Source organism: Luteimonas composti, assembly GCF_042678665.1.
Taxonomy (GTDB): domain Bacteria; phylum Pseudomonadota; class Gammaproteobacteria; order Xanthomonadales; family Xanthomonadaceae; genus Luteimonas; species Luteimonas composti.
In genome coordinates this window covers 595,183-614,044 of the sequence record NZ_JBHTKU010000003.1, presented here as the reverse complement: position 1 = coordinate 614,044, position 18,862 = coordinate 595,183, and the positions used below count along the sequence as shown (strand labels likewise).

Annotated in this window: 17 protein-coding genes; 7 read left to right on the top strand and 10 right to left on the bottom strand. The window is 72.8% G+C overall.

Annotated elements, in window-relative coordinates; all coding sequences use genetic code 11:
- Position 1: 1 nt before the first annotated feature.
- Genes ACFQ2D_RS11570 through ACFQ2D_RS11560 form a run of 3 tightly spaced genes read right to left on the bottom strand, consistent with a single transcriptional unit; the run spans position 2 to position 2,595 of the window.
- On the bottom strand, positions 2–1,084 hold the full coding sequence (locus ACFQ2D_RS11570) for an efflux RND transporter periplasmic adaptor subunit (protein WP_280941126.1): 1,083 nt from the start codon (positions 1,082–1,084) through the stop codon (positions 2–4).
- Between the two features lie 9 nt (positions 1,085–1,093).
- On the bottom strand, positions 1,094–1,297 hold the full coding sequence (locus tag ACFQ2D_RS11565; protein WP_280941125.1) for a YgaP family membrane protein: 204 nt from the start codon (positions 1,295–1,297) through the stop codon (positions 1,094–1,096).
- Between the two features lie 26 nt (positions 1,298–1,323).
- The gene (locus ACFQ2D_RS11560) at positions 1,324–2,595 is read right to left on the bottom strand and encodes an NAD(P)/FAD-dependent oxidoreductase (RefSeq protein WP_280941124.1); all 1,272 of its coding nucleotides are present in this window, start codon (positions 2,593–2,595) and stop codon (positions 1,324–1,326) included.
- Between the two features lie 230 nt (positions 2,596–2,825).
- Here ACFQ2D_RS11560 and ACFQ2D_RS11555 point away from each other — a divergent pair, with 230 nt between their 5' ends.
- Both ACFQ2D_RS11555 and ACFQ2D_RS11550 read left to right on the top strand, forming a co-directional pair.
- The gene (locus ACFQ2D_RS11555; RefSeq protein WP_280941123.1) at positions 2,826–3,173 is read left to right on the top strand and encodes an ArsR/SmtB family transcription factor; all 348 of its coding nucleotides are present in this window, start codon (positions 2,826–2,828) and stop codon (positions 3,171–3,173) included.
- Positions 3,174–3,251: 78 nt separating this feature from the next.
- Positions 3,252–3,614 carry a carboxymuconolactone decarboxylase family protein gene (locus ACFQ2D_RS11550; RefSeq protein WP_280941122.1) on the top strand — a complete coding sequence of 121 codons (363 nt, stop codon included), beginning with the start codon at positions 3,252–3,254 and terminating at the stop codon, positions 3,612–3,614.
- Positions 3,615–3,639: 25 nt separating this feature from the next.
- On the opposite strand, the gene ACFQ2D_RS11545 is transcribed toward ACFQ2D_RS11550, so the two are convergent.
- Positions 3,640–3,843 carry an oxidoreductase-like domain-containing protein gene (locus ACFQ2D_RS11545; RefSeq protein ID WP_280941121.1) on the bottom strand — a complete coding sequence of 68 codons (204 nt, stop codon included), beginning with the start codon at positions 3,841–3,843 and terminating at the stop codon, positions 3,640–3,642.
- Between the two features lie 180 nt (positions 3,844–4,023).
- Between ACFQ2D_RS11545 and ACFQ2D_RS11540 the strand changes: the two genes are divergently transcribed.
- Positions 4,024–6,930, top strand: a complete 2,907-nt coding sequence (locus ACFQ2D_RS11540) for a ligand-binding sensor domain-containing diguanylate cyclase (protein ID WP_280941120.1) — start codon at positions 4,024–4,026, stop codon at positions 6,928–6,930.
- Between the two features lie 37 nt (positions 6,931–6,967).
- On the opposite strand, the gene ACFQ2D_RS11535 is transcribed toward ACFQ2D_RS11540, so the two are convergent.
- Entirely contained in the window at positions 6,968–9,304 is a 2,337-nt protein-coding gene (locus ACFQ2D_RS11535) for a Tex family protein (RefSeq protein ID WP_280941181.1), read from the bottom strand.
- Between the two features lie 120 nt (positions 9,305–9,424).
- Positions 9,425–9,802 (bottom strand): putative signal transducing protein, encoded by a 378-nt coding sequence (locus ACFQ2D_RS11530; RefSeq protein WP_280941119.1) that lies wholly within the window; start codon positions 9,800–9,802, stop codon positions 9,425–9,427.
- A 161-nt stretch (positions 9,803–9,963) separates the two neighbouring features.
- On the opposite strand from ACFQ2D_RS11530, the gene ACFQ2D_RS11525 reads away from it, so the two are divergent.
- Complete coding sequence (locus ACFQ2D_RS11525) at positions 9,964–11,253, top strand: sialidase family protein (RefSeq protein WP_280941118.1); 1,290 nt, start codon at positions 9,964–9,966, stop codon at positions 11,251–11,253.
- 8 nt (positions 11,254–11,261) lie between these two features.
- Entirely contained in the window at positions 11,262–12,047 is a 786-nt protein-coding gene (locus ACFQ2D_RS11520) for a pseudouridine synthase (protein WP_386795654.1), read from the top strand.
- 35 nt (positions 12,048–12,082) lie between these two features.
- Here ACFQ2D_RS11520 and ACFQ2D_RS11515 read toward each other — a convergent pair whose 3' ends face one another.
- Positions 12,083–12,583, bottom strand: a complete 501-nt coding sequence (locus ACFQ2D_RS11515) for a DUF2059 domain-containing protein (RefSeq protein ID WP_280941117.1) — start codon at positions 12,581–12,583, stop codon at positions 12,083–12,085.
- Positions 12,584–12,648: 65 nt separating this feature from the next.
- On the opposite strand from ACFQ2D_RS11515, the gene arfB reads away from it, so the two are divergent.
- Positions 12,649–13,053 (top strand): alternative ribosome rescue aminoacyl-tRNA hydrolase ArfB, encoded by a 405-nt coding sequence (gene arfB / locus ACFQ2D_RS11510; protein ID WP_280941116.1) that lies wholly within the window; start codon positions 12,649–12,651, stop codon positions 13,051–13,053.
- On the top strand, positions 13,053–13,682 hold the full coding sequence (locus ACFQ2D_RS11505; protein WP_280941115.1) for a lysophospholipid acyltransferase family protein: 630 nt from the start codon (positions 13,053–13,055) through the stop codon (positions 13,680–13,682). The genes arfB and ACFQ2D_RS11505 overlap by 1 nt, the downstream gene beginning before the upstream one ends.
- A 360-nt stretch (positions 13,683–14,042) precedes the next feature.
- Here ACFQ2D_RS11505 and ACFQ2D_RS11500 read toward each other — a convergent pair whose 3' ends face one another.
- The 3 genes from ACFQ2D_RS11500 to ACFQ2D_RS11490 all read right to left on the bottom strand — a co-directional run bounded on the left by ACFQ2D_RS11500 (position 14,043) and on the right by ACFQ2D_RS11490 (position 18,858).
- Positions 14,043–17,135: a TonB-dependent receptor gene (locus tag ACFQ2D_RS11500; RefSeq protein ID WP_280941114.1), complete on the bottom strand. Its 3,093-nt coding sequence runs from the start codon at positions 17,133–17,135 to the stop codon at positions 14,043–14,045.
- A 78-nt stretch (positions 17,136–17,213) separates the two neighbouring features.
- Positions 17,214–18,269: a FecR family protein gene (locus ACFQ2D_RS11495; protein WP_280941113.1), complete on the bottom strand. Its 1,056-nt coding sequence runs from the start codon at positions 18,267–18,269 to the stop codon at positions 17,214–17,216.
- A complete protein-coding gene (locus ACFQ2D_RS11490; RefSeq protein ID WP_280941112.1) occupies positions 18,259–18,858 on the bottom strand; it encodes an RNA polymerase sigma factor in 600 nt (199 codons plus the stop codon). The genes ACFQ2D_RS11495 and ACFQ2D_RS11490 overlap by 11 nt, the downstream gene beginning before the upstream one ends.
- Positions 18,859–18,862: the final 4 nt, after the last annotated feature.

Genomic DNA, 18,862 nt, shown 5'->3' with positions numbered 1-18,862 from the left:
GTCAGTCCCCGGCTCCGCGCGCGGCCGCCAGCGCCTGCATCGCGGCCACGGGGTCGGCGGCGATCGATTCGCCCGCCGCCAGCCCGGCGATCACCTCGACCTGGTCGCCCACCTGCGCGCCCAGGCGCAGCTGGCGCAGCGTCAGCTGCCCGTCGGCCAGCACGTAGGCGGCGGTGACCTCGCCACGGCGCAGCACCGCGCCGGCCGGGATGCGCGGATGAGCGGCGCCCGGCACGGCCGGGAACGCGACCTTGGCGGTACTGCCGGGCGACGGAACCGGATCGAGCTGCGGCAGCTGCACGCGCACGCGCACGGCGTGGCTGGCGGCATCGCCGGCCGGGAACACGGTCACGTCGGCCGCTTCCGCGCTGCGGCCATCGGGCAGGTGCACGCTGGCCACCGGGTCGGCGCGGATCGCGTCCGCCGTCGACTGCGGCACGCTGACCTCGATCCGCAGGGCATCGGGCGCGAACACCGACATCAGGACCGCGCCGATGCCCACGCTCTCGCCCGGATCGACCTCGCGCGAGGCGACGATGCCGGCATAGGGTGCGCGGATGCTGGTGTAGGCGGCCTGCTGGCCGACGTTGGCCAGCTGCGCGCGCGCGGCGTCGCGCGCGGCGCGCGCCGAATCGCGGACCGCACGCGCCTGGTCGAGCTGCGCGCGCGAGACATAGTCGCCCTGCGACAGCGCCAGGTAGCGCGCATGGCTGGCGTCGGCCTCGCGGGCCGCGGCCTCGGCGGCCTGCAGCTGCGCGCGCGCGGCGTCGACGCCGGCCTGCTGCTCCACCGCGGTCAGGCGCACCAGCAGTTCGCCCTCGGCCACGCGGTCGCCGACGTCGCGGCGCACCTCGGCCACGCGGCCGCTGGTCTGCGCGGCGAGCGCGGCGTGCCGCACGGCCTCGACCACGCCGTCCCAGGCGCGGCCGTCGGCGCGGTCGCCGCCCTCGACCACCACGGTGTCCAGGCCGTCGATGGCGGGCGGCGGCGGCAACCCGGCGTCGCCGCCCCCACAGGAGGCGAGCGCGAACGCCAGCAGCGACGCCGCCGCCAGGCGCAGGACAGGGGGAACGCGCAGGGTCATGGCGCAGCCCTAGCGGAACGCGCAGCCGCTGCGCACGCCGAACCTGCGGAACACGATGGCGGCGGGGCAGAAGCCGGTGATGCTGGACTGCAGCAGGTTGGCGCCGACGAAGGCGGTCAGCCACAGCCACATCGGCGAGACGTAGTGGGCCAGCAGCAGGCTGCCGAGGATCATCACGCCGGCGAAGGCGAAGATGGCGCGGTCGAGGTTCATGGCGGTTCTCCTTGGGTGGGGGTGTGTCAGCGCGTGCGTTCGATGCCCAGCAGCCTGAGCACGTACTTCTCGTACACCGGCTCGGTGTGGCCGGATTTCATCTTCATCAGGAAATACTTTTCGAAGGCGACCTTGGCCAGGTGCACCCACTTGCCGCCGCGGCTCCAGGTGACGTTGCGCGGCGGCATCTGCGGCAGCGCCACGAAGGCGATGCCGGTATCGCCCATGTCCGCCAGGCAGATGGCGTTCCACGTGGCCTGCGCGGTGGCCGGTTCGCCAGCCAGCTCGGCGCGGATGTTGCGGGCGATGGTGGTGACCATCGACTCGATCATGAAGCCGGTCTTGGGCGCGCCGGTCGGCACCGGCGTGGCCTCCACCGGCGGGATCGCCACGCACACGCCCAGCGCGTGCACGTTGGGGAAGGCGGGGTTGCGCTGGTGCGGGTCGATCAGCACGAAGCCGCGCGGATTGCACAGCCCCTCGATCCCGCGCACGGCGTCCACGCCGGTGAACGCGGGCAGCACCATCGCGTAGCGGAACGGCAGCGTGTGCTGCCTGGCCGGCTTGCCGTCGACGTCCATCTCGACGACGTCCATCGCACCGTCGCGCACTTCGGTGATCTTCGCGTTGGTGATCCACTGGATGTGGCGCTGGCGGAATTCCGATTCCATCAGCCCCTTCGAATCGCCGACGCCGCCCAGGCCCATGTGCCCGGCATAGGGTTCCGGGGTGACATAGGTGATCGGCACCCTGTCGCGCAGCCTGCGCTTGCGCAGGTCGTGGTCGAGGATCATCGCGAACTCGTAGGCCGGACCGAAGCAGCTGGCCCCGGCGGCTGCGCCGATCACCACCGGGCCCGGCGCCTCGAGGAAGGCCTGGTAGGCGTCCCAGGCGGCCGCGGCGTGGGCGGTGGTGCAGATCGAATGGGTGTGGCCGCCGTCGGGACCCAGGCCCGGGACCTCGTCGAACGCCAGCCGCGGGCCGGTGGCGACGACCAGGTGGTCGTAGCCGAGTTCGCGGCCGTCGCGCAGGCGGACGCGGTTGTGCGCCGGCTCCACCCGCTCGGCGCCGGCCGGCTCGAAGTCGATGCCGTGGCGCGCCAGGTACGCCGGCACCTGCAGCTGCACCTCGGCCGGCGTGCGCCGGCCGACGGCGACCCAGGGATTGGACGGGGTGAACGAGAACAGCTCGCCTTCGCCGACCACGGTGATCGCCGCACCCTTGCCCAGCGCACCACGCAGTTCGTAGGCGACGCTCATGCCGCCGATGCCCGCGCCCAGCACCACGATGTGGGTCATGACACAGCCTCCTTCGAACCGGTCGATGTCGAGGACCAGCCCCGGCTTGCAGTCACATTAGCAAACGCTTATATTAGATGCAACTGATAAATGAAGACCTCGCCCATGCGTCCCGATCCCGCGTTTCCATCCCCTGCCGCGGTTGGGATGCCACGCTTCGCCCACGCCTCCCGGCTTGCCGTCCGCCCGTGGGCATGGCGCAATGCCCGGCCCTCCGCGAACGCCTGACCATGCCTGCACGCAATCCCGGCCCCGACTTCGACCTCGCCGCCATGCAGGCCCATGCCGGCGATGCCGCGCAGCTGCTCAAGGCCCTGGCCAACGAGCGCCGGCTGCAGGTGCTGTGCCTGTTGGCGGGCGGGGAACGCTCGGTCGGCGAGCTCAACGCGCTGCTCGACCTGAGCCAGTCGGCCCTGTCCCAGCACCTGGCCGTGCTGCGCGAGGAAGGCCTGGTGCGCACGCGGCGCGAGGCGCAGACGATCTACTACGCGCTGGCCCCGGGCCCGGCCGCCGCGGTCATGGAGACGCTGCACGGCATCTACTGCAGCCCAGCGTCGGCACGCAGGCGCCGCGCCTGATCGCGACCGCGCCACGCGCCCGCTCCCGCCGCGTGCGGTGCCGACACCCGACCCGAACGAAAACCCACGGAGAATTCCATGTCCGCCATCGACTCCTACACCGATCTCACCCGCGCCGTCTCGAAGAACCTGACCCCGCTGCGCACCCACAATGCCGAGCTGATGCAGGGCTTCGGCGCGCTGAGCCGTGCCGCGCTCGCGCCCGGCGCGCTCGACGAGAAGACCAAGGAACTGATCGCCATGGCGATCGGCGTGGCCAGCCGCTGCGATGCCTGCCTGGGCTTCCACGCCAAGGCCCTGGTGCGCCTGGGCGCGACGCCGGAGGAGTTCCGCGAGATGCTGGGCGTGGCCGTCTACATGGGCGGCGGGCCGTCGCTGATGTACGCGGCCAACGCGCTGGCCGCCTTCGAGGAATTCGGCGCGGCGTCGAATCCGGCCTGATCCGGACGACGCTGCGCCGCGCGCGTCAGTCCGCGTCCGGATTGCGCCTGCGCCACTGCGCCAGTTGCTCGCGGTAATGCTGCAACGCTTCGCTGTAGCTGTCGTGCACGCAGGGATCGCAGCCGCTTTCGCAGCAGTCGCTGGGCAGGGGCGGCTCGGGCGGCAACGGGCGCGGATCGGCGGGCGGAGTCGACGTGGCGCGGCGGGCGGGATCGGAAGCGCTGGACATGCGCCTATAGTCGCCCGACCGCGCGTCGGCGTGAACCGGAACGCGGCGCGCGTCTCGCCGCCGCCGCGCAGTCCCGCCGTAAAATGGCGGGAACGTGAACAGGGGCACGTACGCGGCATGCCAGGACCGGCTGCATCCATTCCCGCCATGCGCGCATGGCGGGCCCGGCTCGCTTGTGCAATGGCCGGCGCCTGGCTGGCGCTGGCCGGGCCGGCGTGCGCGCTCGATCCCGAGCTGCCGCCCGAGCGCTACACCATCACCCGCTGGAGCGCCGACGACGGCCTGCCGCACAGCCAGATCCACGACATCGGGCAGAGCCCGGACGGCTTCCTCTGGGTCACCACCTGGGAGGGCACCGCCCGTTTCGACGGGCTGGACTTTTCCGAAGTCGCGCGCCTGAACGATCCCACCGGGGGTCGGCGCCCGTCGCGGCGGCTGTGGCGGGATGCGGACGGCAGCATGCTGGTGGCGGTGGATGGTCCCGGGCTGCTGCGGGTGCCGGCGGTGGGCGCGGCCCGGCCGGCCTGCCGGGACATCGACGCGCTCCAGGTCAGCCAGCTCGCGCAGGGCGTCGACGGCCTGCCCTGGCTGGCCGCGCGCGACGGGCTCTATCGCCTGCAGTCCGACGGCCGCTGCACGCGGGTGGCCGGTGGCCAGTCGCTGGCCGGGCGCACCGTCAACGGCATGCTTGCCCAGGCCGACGGCAGCCTCTGGCTCGGCCTGCGCGGCGGCCTGTTCCGCTGGCAAGGCGGCCGCCTCGAGGCGCTGGGCGAGCGGCTCGGGCTGCCCGCCGGCGAGGTGCGGGGACTGGTGCGCGACGCTGGCGGGGACATCTGGATCGCCAGCGAGCACGGCGTCTGGCGCTACCGCGGGGGCCGCCTGCAGGCGGTGCGCCCCGAGCGCGCCGAAGGCCTGCTGCTGGACGATTCGGGAGCGCTGTGGGTCGCCGGCACCGACAGCGTCGTGCTGCGCCATCGCGATGGCCGCTGGCACCGCTGGGGCGAGGGCGAGGGCGTGGTGGGGTATGCCACCGGCGCGCTGTTCCAGGATCGCGAGGGCTTGGTCTGGTTCGGTACCACGCACGGCCTGTTCCGGATCGCCGACGGCCCGGTCCGCGGTATCGCGCGCCAGCCCGGGCTGCCGTCGGACTACATCCGCAGCGTGCTGCAGACCGCGGACGGCCAGGTCTGGATCGGCCACTCGCTGGGCCTGAGCCGCATCCGCGATACGCGGCCGGAGCTGCTGTTCCCGCAGCCGGGCACACAGCCGTCGAGCGTGCTGGCGCTGGCCCCGGCGGCCGGAGGCGGCGTCTGGGCCGGCACCTACAACCGCGGCGTGCTGCGCGTCGGGCCGGGTGTTCCCGCGCCGGTTCGGCCACTGGCGACCGGCGACCACCCGCTGGCCGCCGAACAGGTGCGCGCGCTGCTGGAGGATCCCGACGGCACGCTGTGGATCGGCACCGAGCGCGGCCTGGTGGCCTGGCGCGACGGCCGCTTCGATCCGCAGCCGCTGCCTGGCCTGCCGGCACTGCCGGTGCGCGTCCTGCAGCGCAGCGAGGGCGGCCGGCTGTGGATCGGCCAGCTGGGCGGCATGGCCTGGCGCGAGCCCGACGGACACCTGGTGGTGCTGCGTCCGGGCCAGGGATTCCCGGCGCAGTCGGTCTTCGACTTCCTGCACGACGCCGATGGCGGCACCTGGGTGGCCAGCAACCGCGGCGTGCTCCACCTGCGCGACGGTGGCTGGCGCCAGTACGGCGCGGCGCAGGGCCTGCGCGGCAGCAGCGTGTTCCGCCTGCTCGACGACGCCTACGGCAACCTGTGGTTGAGCGGCAACCATGGCGTGGCGCGAGTGCCGCGGCGCTCGTTCCAGGCGGTGGACCGTGGCGATCGCGCGCGCCTGGACGTGCAGGTCTTCGACCGCGACGACGGCATGCCGAGCCGGCAGGCCAACGGCGGCAGCGCACCGGCGGGCTGGCGCCTGGCCGACGGGGAGGTATGGCTGCCCACCGCCAGCGGCGTGGCGGTGTTCGACCCGGGGCTGGTGATGGAGCGGGGGCGCGGCGACGTGCCGCTGGTGATCGACACGCTGCAGGTCGACGGCCGCGAGCTGGCGCCTGCGGATGCGGGCGTGCTGCAGCCGGGTTCGCGCGTGCAGATTCGCTACGCGGGCCTGAGCCTGCGCCAGCCCAACGCCCTGCGCTACCGCTACCGCATGCAGGGCGTGGACGCGCACTGGATCGACGCCGGCACGGCGCGCGAGGTGACCTACACCAACCTGCCCGCCGGCCGGCTGCGCTTCGAGGTACAGGTGGCGCACGCGCCCGCCGACTGGAGCAGGCCGGCGGCCTCGACCGGCTTCGAGCTGCAGGTCGCGGCCCCTTGGTGGGCGCGACCCTGGGCCGTGCTGCCGGCAATCGGGACGCTGCTGCTCCTGTTCATCCTGCTGCACCACGTCCTGGGCCGCCGCCAGCGGCGGCATGCGCGCCAGCTGGAGGCCGAAGTGGCGCAGCGCACCGCGCAGCTGCGGGAGAAGAACCAGGAACTGGAGGAAGCCTCGCGCCAGCGCGAGCGGCTGGTGGAGCAGCTGGCCCACCAGGCCAGCCACGACAGCCTGACCGGCCTGCCCAACCGCCGCGCCGGCGACCAGCAGCTGGCGATGGCGCTGCAGCAGGCCGACGCCGCGCACACCCCGCTGTGCGTGGCGATCGTCGACCTGGACCGCTTCAAGCACATCAACGACCGCTATGGGCACCAGGGCGGCGATCGCGTGCTGGCGCACGTGGCCGGGCAGCTGCAGGCGTCGCTGCGCCAGCCGTCGCTGTTCGTGGCGCGCCTGGGCGGCGAGGAATTCCTGGTGGTGCTGCGCGAGACCGCGCTGGCCGGGGCGGTCTCGCTGCTCGAATGCGCACGCCACGACGTGGCGGCGCTGGCGATCGCGCCGGACGGCGACGACAGCATCGCCTGCACCATCAGTGCCGGCGTGGTCGAGCGCAGCGGTCGCGAGGGCGCCGACGCGCTGCTGCAGCGCGCCGACGCGGCGCTGTACGAAGCCAAGCGCCAGGGCCGCGACCGCATCGTCGCCGGCTGACGCTGCGCCGCGCGCCTACGCCGGGCAGGCGCCGCCGTCAGCTGCGTCTTGCGCGCGCGAACGCCTGGGCCAGCGCGTTGTCGGCCGGCGGCGCGGACGGCTTCGGCGCGCCGCCGCCGCGCGGATTGCGCCGGGCGGGATCGCGCGTACCGGCGGCGTTGCGTTCACCGCCGCGTTCCTGGCGCGGCGCGGGCGTATCGTCGAGGCGACGCGTCAGGGCGATGCGCTTGCGCGCCACGTCCACCTCCAGCACCTTGACCTTGACGATGTCGCCGGCCTTGACCACCTCGCGCGGATCCTTGACGAACCGGTCCGACAGCGCCGAGATGTGGATCAGCCCGTCCTGGTGCACGCCGATGTCGACGAAGGCGCCGAACGCGGCCACGTTGCTCACCACGCCCTCGAGGATCATGCCCTCGCGCAGGTCCTTGATGTCCTCGACGCCGTCGGCGAACTGCGCGGCCTTGAACTCGGGGCGCGGGTCTCGGCCGGGCTTCTCCAGTTCTTTCAGGATGTCGCGCACGGTCGGCTCGCCGAAGCGCTCGTCGGTGAACTGCGCGGGCTTGAGCGTGCGCACGAAGCCGCTGTCGCCGATCATGGCCTGGATCGGCTTGCCGGTCGCCTGCACGATGCGCTCGACCACCGGATAGGCTTCCGGGTGCACGCCCGAAGCATCGAGCGGCTCGTCGCCGTCGGCAATGCGCAAAAAGCCGGCGCACTGTTCGAAGGTCTTCTCGCCCAGGCGCGGCACCTTGAGCAGGTCCTTGCGGCGCCTGAAGGGGCCGTTGGCGTCGCGGTGCGCGACGATGTTCTCGGCCACCGAACTCGACAGGCCCGACACCCGCGCCAGCAGCGCGCTCGAGGCCGTGTTGACGTGCACGCCCACCGCGTTCACGCAGTCCTCCACGCGCGCATCGAGCGCGCGCGCCAGCCTGTACTGGTCGACGTCGTGCTGGTATTGGCCCACGCCGATGGCCTTGGGTTCGATCTTCACCAGCTCGGCCAGCGGATCCTGCAGGCGCCGCGCGATGGAGACCGCGCCGCGCAGCGACACGTCCAGGCCCGGGAACTCCTTCGCCGCCAGTTCCGAGGCCGAATACACCGATGCGCCGGCCTCGCTGACCACGATCTTCTGCATCTTCAGCTCGGGGCAAAGCTTGAGCAGGTCGCCGGCGAGCTTGTCGGTCTCGCGGCTGGCGGTGCCGTTGCCGATCGCGACCAGCTGCACGCCATGCGCCTGGCACAGCTTGCGCAGCGCGGCCAGCGACTGGTCCCACTGCCGGCGCGGCTCGTGCGGATAGATGGTGTCGGTGGCGACCAGCTTGCCGGTGGCATCGACCACCGCCACCTTCACGCCGGTGCGCAGCCCGGGGTCGAGTCCGAGCACCGCCTTCGGACCCGCGGGCGCGGCCAGCAGCAGGTCCTTGAGGTTGTCGCCGAACACCGCGATCGCCTCGGCCTCGGCCTGCTCGCGCGCCTGCGCGAACAGGTCGATCAGCAGGTGCAGGTGCAGCTTGGCCTTCCAGGCCAGGCGGCAGGCGTTGCGCAGCCAGGTGTCGGCGGCGCGGCCCTGGTCGCGGATGCCGGCGCGCAGGGCGACGCGGCCTTCGGCGTAGAGGTGGCCAGCCTCGGCATCGCTGCCCGGCTCCAGGTCGAGGGTGAGGAACTCCTCGCGGCGGCCACGCAGCAGCGCCAGCAGGCGGTGCGAGGGGATCTTCGCCAGCGGTTCGGCATGGTCGAAGTAGTCGCGGAACTTCTCGCCCGCCGCTTCCTTGCCCTCGACCACCTTCGCGCGGATCACGCCGTTGGCCCACAGCCACTCGCGCAGCTCGCCGATCAGTGCCGCATCCTCGCCCCAGCGTTCGATCAGGATCGCGCGCGCGCCTTCCAGCGCGGCCTTCGCATCGGCCACGCCCTTGTCGGCGTCGACGAACTGCGCGGCGAATTCCTCGGGGACGCGGCTGGGATCCTCGATCAGGCCGTCGGCCAGCGGCTCCAGCCCGGCCTCGCGCGCGATCTGGGCGCGGGTGCGGCGCTTCTGCTTGTACGGCAGGTACAGGTCTTCCAGGCGCGCCTTGCTGTCGGCGGCCTCGATGTCGGCGCGCAGCGCGTCGGTCAGCTTGCCCTGCTCCTCGATGCTCGACAGGATCGCGGCGCGGCGCTCTTCCAGCTCGCGCAGGTAGACCAGGCGCACCTCGAGGTTGCGCAGCTGGGTGTCGTCGAGCCCGCCGGTGACTTCCTTGCGGTAGCGCGCGATGAACGGCACAGTCGCGCCCTCGTCGAGCAGGGCGATCGCCGCGCTGGCCTGTTCGGGCTTCGCGCCGATCTCCTCGGCGATGGTCTGCGAAATCTTGCGCGCGAGCGCCGGGGACATCTCGGCCATGGGATCCGTACTGCGTGCGGCGCCAGCCGCGGGGCGGCGATTGTGGCAACCATGGGCGCGTGCCGGAACCCGTTGACAATGCGTCGCGACGGGTGCTGCCGGACCGCCGTCTCAGGTTTCGCGGAGAACCGAGTCGCCCTGGTCCGGACGACGCCAGGGCAGCGGCAGGGCCAGCAGTACCAGCGCCAGCCAGGCCAGGCGGCTGGACGGCGATTCGCGATCGGGCGCCTGCAGCGGCGGATCGGCCGGCGCACCGTCGTCGTCGATGGCGTACTCGCCGGCCTCGAGCGCGCGCAGGACCGCGCGTGCGCGGCCGGCGTCGGCGTCGGCCACGCGCAGGCGCGTGCCGCCGATGGCCAGCCGCCATTCCCAGTTCGCCAGCGCCAGGTGTTCGTCGCCAAGCTGCGCCTCGATCCCCTCGGACAGCAGCAGGCCACGCGCGATCTGCGCCTGGATTGGATCGAGATAGCTGGCGACGGTGGTGAACATGCGCGTCGACCGCTGGGCCAGCCTGCAGCCTACGGCATCGCCGCCGCGGGCGTGCGCCGGACTGGCCATCGGCGCGCGCATTCCCGAGAATGCGGGCACGCAGGCGCCGCGGGCGTCGACGCCCGTCCCGCCGCGTCCGCGCATCCACGCAGGAGAACCGCATGATCCGGCCCGCCCTCGCCACCGCGCTGCTCGCCGCCGTCGCCCTGGCCGGCTGCGGTGGCGGCAACGACGCAGCCCCGCCGATGGCCATCGCCGCCGCGGATCCGGGCGCGCCGAGCCGGATCGAAGCCTGGACGCTGCCCAGCACGCTGCCGGGCTCGGCCTCGCCGAGCCTGGCCGCCGCGCCCGACGGCAAGCTGCTGCTGGGCTGGATCAATTCGCAGAAGGGCCGCCGCCACATCTTCCAGTTCAGCACCTGGGAGCCGGCCTGGGGCCGCTGGATGCACGCGATGAGCACGGTCGCGGTGGGCAACTCGATGTTCGTGAACTGGGCCGACGTGCCGCACCTTGCGGCCACGCCGGACGGCGCGCTGTGGGCGCACTGGCTGCAGAAGAGCGGCGATGCGCCCCATGCCTACGACGTGGTGCTCACGCGTTCGCGCGACGGCGGCGCCAACTGGGCCGCGCCGGTGATGCCGCACGACGACGGCACCCGCAGCGAGCACGGCTTCGTCTCGATGTGGGCGCAGGGTGCCGGCAGCCTCGGCATCGCCTGGCTGGACGGGCGAAAGACCGCGTCCGCAGGCGGCAAGGGCCATGACGGCCACGCAGGCGGCGGCGGTGCGATGACCCTGCGCGCGGCGGTGTTCGACGCCGGACTGCAGCGCAACCTCGACGCGGAGATCGACGCCAGCGTCTGCGACTGCTGCCAGACCGCGGTGGCGGTGACCGCGCGTGGTCCGCTGCTGGTCTACCGCGGGCGCACGCCGGACGAAGTGCGCGACATCCTCGCCACGCGTTTCGACGGCAGCGCCTGGAGCGCGCCGCGGCCGGTGCACGTCGACGGCTGGACCATGCCGGCCTGTCCGGTGAACGGACCCGACGTGGCCGCGCAGGGCGAGTCGGTGGTGGTGGCCTGGTACACCGAAGCCGCCGGCGAGCCGGAGGTGCGGATCGCCGCCAGCGGCGATGCGGGCGACGCGTTCGCCGCGCCGGTGACGCTCGACCGCGGCGCCGAGGTGCTCGGTCGCGTCGCGATCGCGCTCGATGCGCAGCAGGCCTGGGTGCTGTGGATGCGCGAGGAGGCTGGACAGCAGTCGCTGTGGCTGTCCCGCCGCAGCCCCGACCTCGCCACCGAGCTTGAGCGCATCGAGCTGGCGCAGGTGGCCGGCGAAGGCCGCGCCACCGGCTTCCCGCAGCTGGCGCTGGCGAACGGCGTGGCCCATGTGGTGTGGACCGAGGTCGCGGGCGGCACGCCCAACCTCAAGGGCCTGCGCGTCCTGCGATGACGGTCGGAGTGGATCGCCACGCCGGCGCGCCCGCGCCGGACGACGCCGTGCCCGCGGCCGACGCGCCGATCGTCGTCCTGCATGCCGACGAACGCCTGGCCGTGGTCGCCAAGCCCGCCGGCCTGATGGTGCACGACAGTGCGCTGGCGCGCGGCGAGGACGATTTCCTCGCCGACCGGCTGCGCGCGCAGTTCGGCCGGCCCGTGTTCCTGGTCCACCGGCTCGACCGCGCCACCAGCGGCTGCCTGCTGCTGGCCTTCGACCGCGACACCGCCTCGGCGCTGGGCAAGGCGCTGATGGCCGGCGAGGTCGGCAAGCAGTATCTGGCGGTGTGCCGCGGCTGGCCGGAGGCACGTTTCACCATCGACCATCCGCTCGACGGCGGACCGGGCAAGCCGCTCAAGAAGCCGGCGATCACGCACTTCGAGCGCCTGGCCCTCTGCGAACTCGAGCTGCCCTCGGCGCAGTTCCCGACCTCGCGCTATGCGCTGCTCCGGGCCAGCCCCCAGACCGGGCGTTTCCGCCAGATCCGGCGCCACCTCAAGCACGCCTCGCACCACCTGATCGGCGACACCAGCCATGGCGACGGACGCCACAACCGCCACTTCCGCATGCTCGGCATCCACCGCATGCTGCTGCACGCCTCGCGGCTGGGGTTCGTGCATCCCGCCACCGGCGCGCCGATGGCGGTGGACGCGCCTCCGGACGGGGAGTTCGCGAAGGCGCTGGCGCTGTTCCCGCCGTCCGCCGACGCGCCGGCGGACGCGGGCGCCGCTGCGCCGGCCGCGCGCTGAGTCGCCGATGCGGCGCCCGCGCCGCCATGCGCCGGTTACTGCGCGGCGGACACCTCGGCCGCCACCGCGCGCTCCATGTCCTGCAGCATCGGCACCACCAGGCGCTGCATCGCCGCCATGGTGTTCTGCATCAGCTCCGGCATCTTGTCGAGCATGCGCTGTCCCGCCGCGCTCTCGTAGAAGCCGATGATGGCGTCGATGTCCTCGCTGGTGAAGGTCTGCCGGTAGATGTCGCGATACACCGGCTCCAGGTTGTCCCAGGCCAGCGCCTTGCGGACCGATTCCGCGCTCGCCGCGAGGGTGCGTTCGATGCGCTCCTGCTGGGCGGCGTCGAGTTCGCGGCCGGCGGTCATCTGCGCCACCATCTGCCGCTGCGAAGCCTCGACCTGCGGCAGCATGGCGTCGAGGGTCTGGCGCGCGCGGGTGACCTCGAGCAGGCGGTCGAGGCGGGCGTCGTCGACCGGCTGCTGCGCCTGCGCGGGGACGGCGGCGGCGGCCAGGGCGAGGAGGGCGGCGAGCAGGATTCTGTGAGACATTGCGGCGTCCTTGTCAGGGTGGGAAGCGTGGATTCTAGACGCACGGCCCTGCGCGACACCTCGGCATGAACATCCAGATCCCCGAAAACGAAATCGTCGAACGCTTCGTCCGCGCCAGCGGCGCGGGCGGGCAGAACGTCAACAAGGTGGCCACTGCGGTCGAGTTGCGCTTCGATGTCGCCAACTCGCCCTCGCTGCCCGAGCCGGTGCGCGCGCGGCTGCTGGCCCGCCGCGACCGCCGCGTCACCGACGAAGGCGTGCTGGTGATCCAGGCGCAGCGCTTCCGCACCCAGGACCGCAACCGCCAGGATGCACGCGAACGCCTGCAGGCCTTCATCGAGGCCGGGCTGCGCGCGCCGACGCCGCGCGTGGCCACGCGGCCGACGCGCGCCTCGAAGGAGCGGCGCCTGGGCGAGAAGCGCCAGCGCAGCACGATCAAGACCGGCCGCGGTCGCCGCGACTGGGACTGATGGCCATCGACCGCGACCGTGCCGGCTTGAACGCCGCCGACGACATCGTGCCGCCGCTGCCGCCGAGCGCGCCGCGGGTCAGGCCCAACGCGCTGACCCGCTGGATCGGCCGAACCGTGCTGCGGCTGGGCGGCTGGCGCCTGACCGGCGAGTTCCCCGACCTGCCGAAGCTGGTGCTGATCGCCGCGCCGCATTCGTCCAACTGGGACGGGGTCTGGGGCTTCGCGGCCAAGCTCGCGCTCGGCCTGGAGATCCGCGTGCTGGGCAAGGCGCAGCTGTTCCGCTGGCCGCTGGCGCCGCTGATGCGCAGGCTGGGCGTGATCCCGATCGATCGCAGCGCGCCGCAGGGCACGGTGGGACAGGCCGTCGCGCTGATCCAGCGCAGCGAGCGCATCTGGTACGCGCTGGCGCCGGAAGGCACGCGCAAGCGCGTCGAGCGCTGGAAGACCGGCTTCTGGAAGATCGCGCACCAGGCGCAGGTGCCCATCCTGCCGGCGTACTTCCATTATCCCGAACGGCGGATCGGACTGGGCGAGCCGTTCCACACCACCGGCGACATGGAGGCCGACCTCGCCGCGCTGCGCGCCTGGTACGGCCCCTGGCAGGGACGCAACCGCGGCACCGAATGAGCGGCGGGCGCCGGGCGCCGGTTTCCATCGATGGGCAGGGGCGCGCGGACCGCGGGCAGACCTGTGGCGTGCAAGAACCCGTTCCCGGCGATGCCGCCGTTCACGGTCGCCATCAGGCGCCCGTCCTCGCGACGCGGCTGGCCATAGCGGTGTGCGGGCGATCGGGCAGAGGGCGCCGCCTCGTCTACCCGCTGCCCGGCGGCTGCGCGCCGATGACTGCCCGGTGTGTCTCCGCTCCACAACGGCAGCGAGGGATCGTCGACTGGATGTCCGGCTGCAGGTCCGGTCGTTCGGCCCCCTGCACGCCACGTCGCGTGCAGGAGGCCCATGTCCGCTGGCGGGACGACGGTAGGTGGCGGCCTACAGTGCCGAACCGCCGAGCTTCCAGGTCACCTGCACGAAGTAACTGCGGCCGACGCTGTCGAACCAGGCGGTGTCGTAGTAGGGATAGTTCGCCCAGGTCGGGTCCTTCGGCGGCATCTTGTCGAACAGGTTGTTGACCGACAGCGAGACGCGCAGGTGGTCGTTGATGTCGTAGCGCGCGCCGGCGTTGAAGCGCCAGGTCGCCGGCATCCAGGCGTCGTCGTCGTAGTTCGGCACGTGCCCGAGGTAGCTGCCGAACACGCTGGCGCCCCAGGCGCCGCGATCCCAGGCCAGGCCGAGGTTGCCCTTGTGCCGCGGCAGGGCCGGACTGTAGGTCGCGTAGTCGAGCATGTCCTCGCTGGGATCGCCCGGGTACTGGCGGCGGCTGTGGCGGTGTACGCGGGTGTAGCTGCCGCTGAAGCGGAAGTCGCCCGCGGCCGCGGTCGTCAGCCGGTAGTTGGCGCTGACGTCGATGCCCGAGGTTTCCTCGCTGGCGATGTTGATCGGGCTGAACCGGACGCTGGTGATCACCCCGTCGGCGTCGCGGACCACGCGGGCGATGGCGTCCTGGCAGGTGGGCGAATCGATGTCCACCGGGAGGCCGCTGTCGGTCACGCCCAGGCGGCAGCTGGCCTCGTCGCTGCGCAGCCGCTCGCGGTCCTGGGTCTGCACCTGGTTCATGACCTGGATGCGGTAGTAGTCCACCGCCAGGTCGAAGCCCGGCAGCGGCGACCAGACGAAGCCGGCCGAATACGACTTGCTGGTCTCGACCTCGAGCGCCATGTTGCCGCTGTAGACGTCGAAGGTGGCCACGTCGTAGCTGCCGTCGTCGTAGCAGTAGGCGTCGGTGGCGCCGGGTTCGGCGGTGCGGCAGTCGTAGTAGTCGGTGGCGAAGCGGGTGCGGTAGTAATCCTCGCCGGCGAACAGGTAGTGCATGTCGGGGGCGCGGAAGCCGGTGCCGTAGGAGCCGCGCACCAGCAGCGTATCCACGGGGCGCCATTCCAGGCCGCCGCTCCAGGTGAACTTGCCGGGATCCTGGTTGCCGTAGGAATAGCGGTCGTAGCGGCCGGCCAGGCTGGCCTGCAGGGTCGAGGCCAGCGGCAGGCGCAGTTCGCCGGCCGCGCTCCAGCGCTCGCGCTCGCCGCGGCCGTCGCCGTAACGCGGCCCGTAGTAGGCGTCCTCGGTCAGCGCCAGCGGGTCGGGATTGATCCGGTAGGCCTGTTCGCCGTACTCGATCGCGCCGGCGAAACCGACGTCGCCCGCCGGCAGCGTAAACAGCGACGCGGTGTCGACGGTGAAGGCGAGGCTGTCGTTGCGCGCCACCGGGCGCCAGGTGGACATGGTCGAGATCGACGCGAACTCGGCTTCGGTCAGCGGCGTGAACATGCGTGCCGGATCGGGTGCGTACACCGCATAGCCGTCTTCGTTGTAGCCCAGCCGCTCGCCCAGGAAGAGCCGGTTGGCGGCCGCGGCGAGGATGCGCGGCATCTCCACGTCGGCCTTGTACTGCGAGTGGTTCCAGGACGCTTCCCAGTTCCAGTCCGCGCCGAAGGCGCCCTGGAGGCCGGTGGTCAGCGCCATGGTCTTCTGGGTGGTGGTGTTCATGCGGTTGCGCAGCCCGCCGGTTTCCTCCGGCGTGAACTGGCGCGACCAGATCTCGCGCTGGCCGGTGAGCGCGTTGTAGAAGATCTTGTTGCGGTAGTTGTCGTACGACGCCGGATCGTGGAATTCCCAGCCCATGTGGTCGCTGGCCACGTCGTTGCCGTTGGTGCCGGTCAGCAGGCGCACGGTCTGGTGACCGAGCTGCACGTCGGCGAACCACGACAGCGTGTCGGACAGGCGGTATTCGAACGCGCCGTAGGCGTGGCCGCCCTGGCGCTCGTTGGTGATGGTGCGATAGGCGATGGCGCGCTCGGAGCCGCAGTAGGGTTCGCCGAAGCGGTCCAGGTGCAGGCCGGTGGTGCCCTCGTTGAGGCCGGCCATGGCGGCGCAACCGTCGGCCGGCGCGAGGTTGGTGTCGTCCTCCCAGTTGAGGATCTGCGCGGTCAGGCGCGGCAGGCGACGGCGGTCGGTGGGCGCGTCGAGGGTGGAATCCTGGATGTCCCGCTCGAAGCCCCACAGCGGGCGCTTGTCGAGCAGCTCCAGGCCGACGATGCCGCTGAACGCGCCGCGCTCGAAGCCGCTGGTCAGGGTGAGGCGGTGCGATTCGCCGCCGCCGCGTTCGGTGTCGCCGTAGCGGTAGTCGATGATGGTGCCGTCGAGCGACTTCTTGAGGATGAAGTTGATCACGCCCGCCATCGCGTCCGAGCCGTACACGGCCGAGGCGCTGCCGGTGAGCACCTCGACCCGGTCGATCATGCCCAGCGGGATGTTGCCGATGTCGGTGAAGTTGCTGCGGCTGTTGAGCGGCAGCGGGAAGTCGGCGATGCGGCGGCCGTTGACCAGCACCAGGGTGTGGTTGGGGCCGAGGCCGCGCAGGTCGACCGCCTGCGCGCCGGGCGTGGACTGGGCGCTGGTGGTGTTCTGCTGGCCCTGCACGGTGCCGCTGTTCTGGCTGAGCGAGCGCAGCACGTCCGGCACCGAGGTCAGGCCGGCGGCCTGGATCTGCTGCGCGGTCACGACCGTGATCGGCGCCGGTCCTTCCACCTGGGCGCGCGGGATGCGCGAGCCGGTGACCTGCACCGTCTCCAGTTCCGCCACCGCGGGTTCGGGCGCCGGGGCCGGCGGCGGGGACGCGGCCTGGGCAGGCGCGGCGGGCGCCGGGCCGGCCTGCGCCAGCAGCGGCTGCTGCACGATCAGCACCGCGCCCGAAGCATCCTCGCGCGCGCTGAAGCCGCTGCCGCGCAGCAGGGCCTGCAGCGCCTGCCCGGGCGGCAGGCCACGCGTGCCGGCGGTACGCACGCCGCGCATCTGGTCGGCGCGGTACACCAGCTCGACCCCGGACTGGCGGGCGTAGGCTTCCAGTGCGCTGGCCAGTTCGCCCGCAGGCACATCGACCGGGGCGTCGGCGGGCGCCTGCGCGTGGGCGGCCAGCGCCGCAGAGCAGGCCAGGGACAGGAGCAGGACGCGAAGCGGACGTGGCGGTCTCAAGCGGATTCCCCAAAGCGGCGCGCGGAGGGCGCCTTCCTGTTGTCTGATGACGAACGAGGCGCGCGAATCCCCCGCGCCTCAGGGCGCGTAGAGGATGATGCGGTCGTCGCGGTAGTCGGCCCGCACCGGGAAGCCCTGTTCGAGCAGGCGCACGAAGCCCTCGGCGTTGGCCCAGCGGAAGCTGCCGCCGATGCGCAGCGCGCCCACGCGCGGGTCGCCGATCTCGATCTTGCGGGCGTTGTAGCGGTTGAACTCGCTGGCGGCCTCGGCCAGCGAGGTGTCGCGGAACACCAGCAGGCCGCTGCGCCAGTCGACCAGGCGCGCGGCCTCGTCCAGCGGCAGCGAGCGCACCAGCACGCTGTCGCGGTGGACGATGGCGACGCTGCCGGCGGGCAGCAGGGTGTCGGGCGTGGCGGTGCCGTCGCCGGTTTCCAGCCGCACCAGGCCTTCGGTGACCACGACCCGCAGGTCGGCGTCGTCGCGGCGCACCGCGAAGCGCGTGCCGATGGCGACCACGCGCCGGGTGCCGGCCTCGACCACGAACGGCCGGTCCGGATCCTTCGCCGCCTCGAAATAGCCCTCGCCCCGTTCCAGGGCCACGTGCCGCTCGCGGCGCGAAAGCCGCACCTCGATCCGGCTGTCGCTGCCCAGGGTCGCGCGGCTGCCGTCGGCCAGCCCGAGCTGGCGGACATCCCCCAGCGCGGTCGCATGCTGCTCGGCTTCGGCCGGCGCGAACGCGCGCCAGCCCCAGCCCAGCGCCAGCGCGCAGGCGGCCAGCGTCGCGGCCCCGGCGATCCGCAGCCGCCTGCGCGGGCGCGGCTGCGGCCGCCGGCGGGCGAAGACGTGGCCCTGCAGCTGCACGGCCGGGTCCGGCGCGATCGGCCCGGCGGCCGCGGTTCCGGCGCCGGGCCAGAAGCCGCGCGCCGGCACGGTGCCCGTGGGCAGTCCCGCGCCCAGCGCCTCCAGCCGTCCGGCCTCGGTCCAGGCCGACTGCAGCCGCAGCCAGGCCACGCGATGACGGGTGTCCTGCGCCAGCCAGGCCTCGAGCCGCGCCTGCTCGGCGGGCGACCAGTCCGGGCCGTCGCGCCGCGCCAGCCACGCGGCGGCCTGGGCCTCGAGCGACTCAGCGGACATCGCCGCCCTGGTCCGCCTGGCGCGGCGCGTCGGCGTCGCCCTCGGCGTCAGCTGCCAGTCCGGCGGGCGCAGCCGCGTCCTCGCCGCCGTAGTAGTACAGGGCGATCAGCCGCATTCCCTTGGCGATGTGTTTTTCCACGGTCTTCTCGCTGATCCCGAGCCGCTGCGCGACTTCGCGCTGCGACAGGTGTTCGACCCGGCGCAGCCACACCACCTCGCGGCAGCGGTCGGGCAGCCGGTCGAATGCCCTTGCCAGCCGCGCCAGCCGCTGCCGTCCGCCGCACCAGCGTTCGGGCGACACCTCATCCACCAGGACGGACGAGGGCTCGAAATCACCCATCGGCTCGATCGAGACCACCTTTCCGCGCCGCACCCGGTCGGTGACCAGGTGGCGCGCCGTGGTGAACAGGAAGGCCTTGGGCTGGCGCGGCAGCTCGCGTGCCGCGGCCTCGTACACCCGTGCGTAGACCTCCTGGCGCAGGTCGGCGATCTCGTCGCGGTGCGGCCAGCAGCGCGCCAGGTAATGCGACAGCGGCGCCTCGTGGACGAGGATCTCGCGTGCGAACCAGTCGTCCAGCGGCGTGGGCATGGCC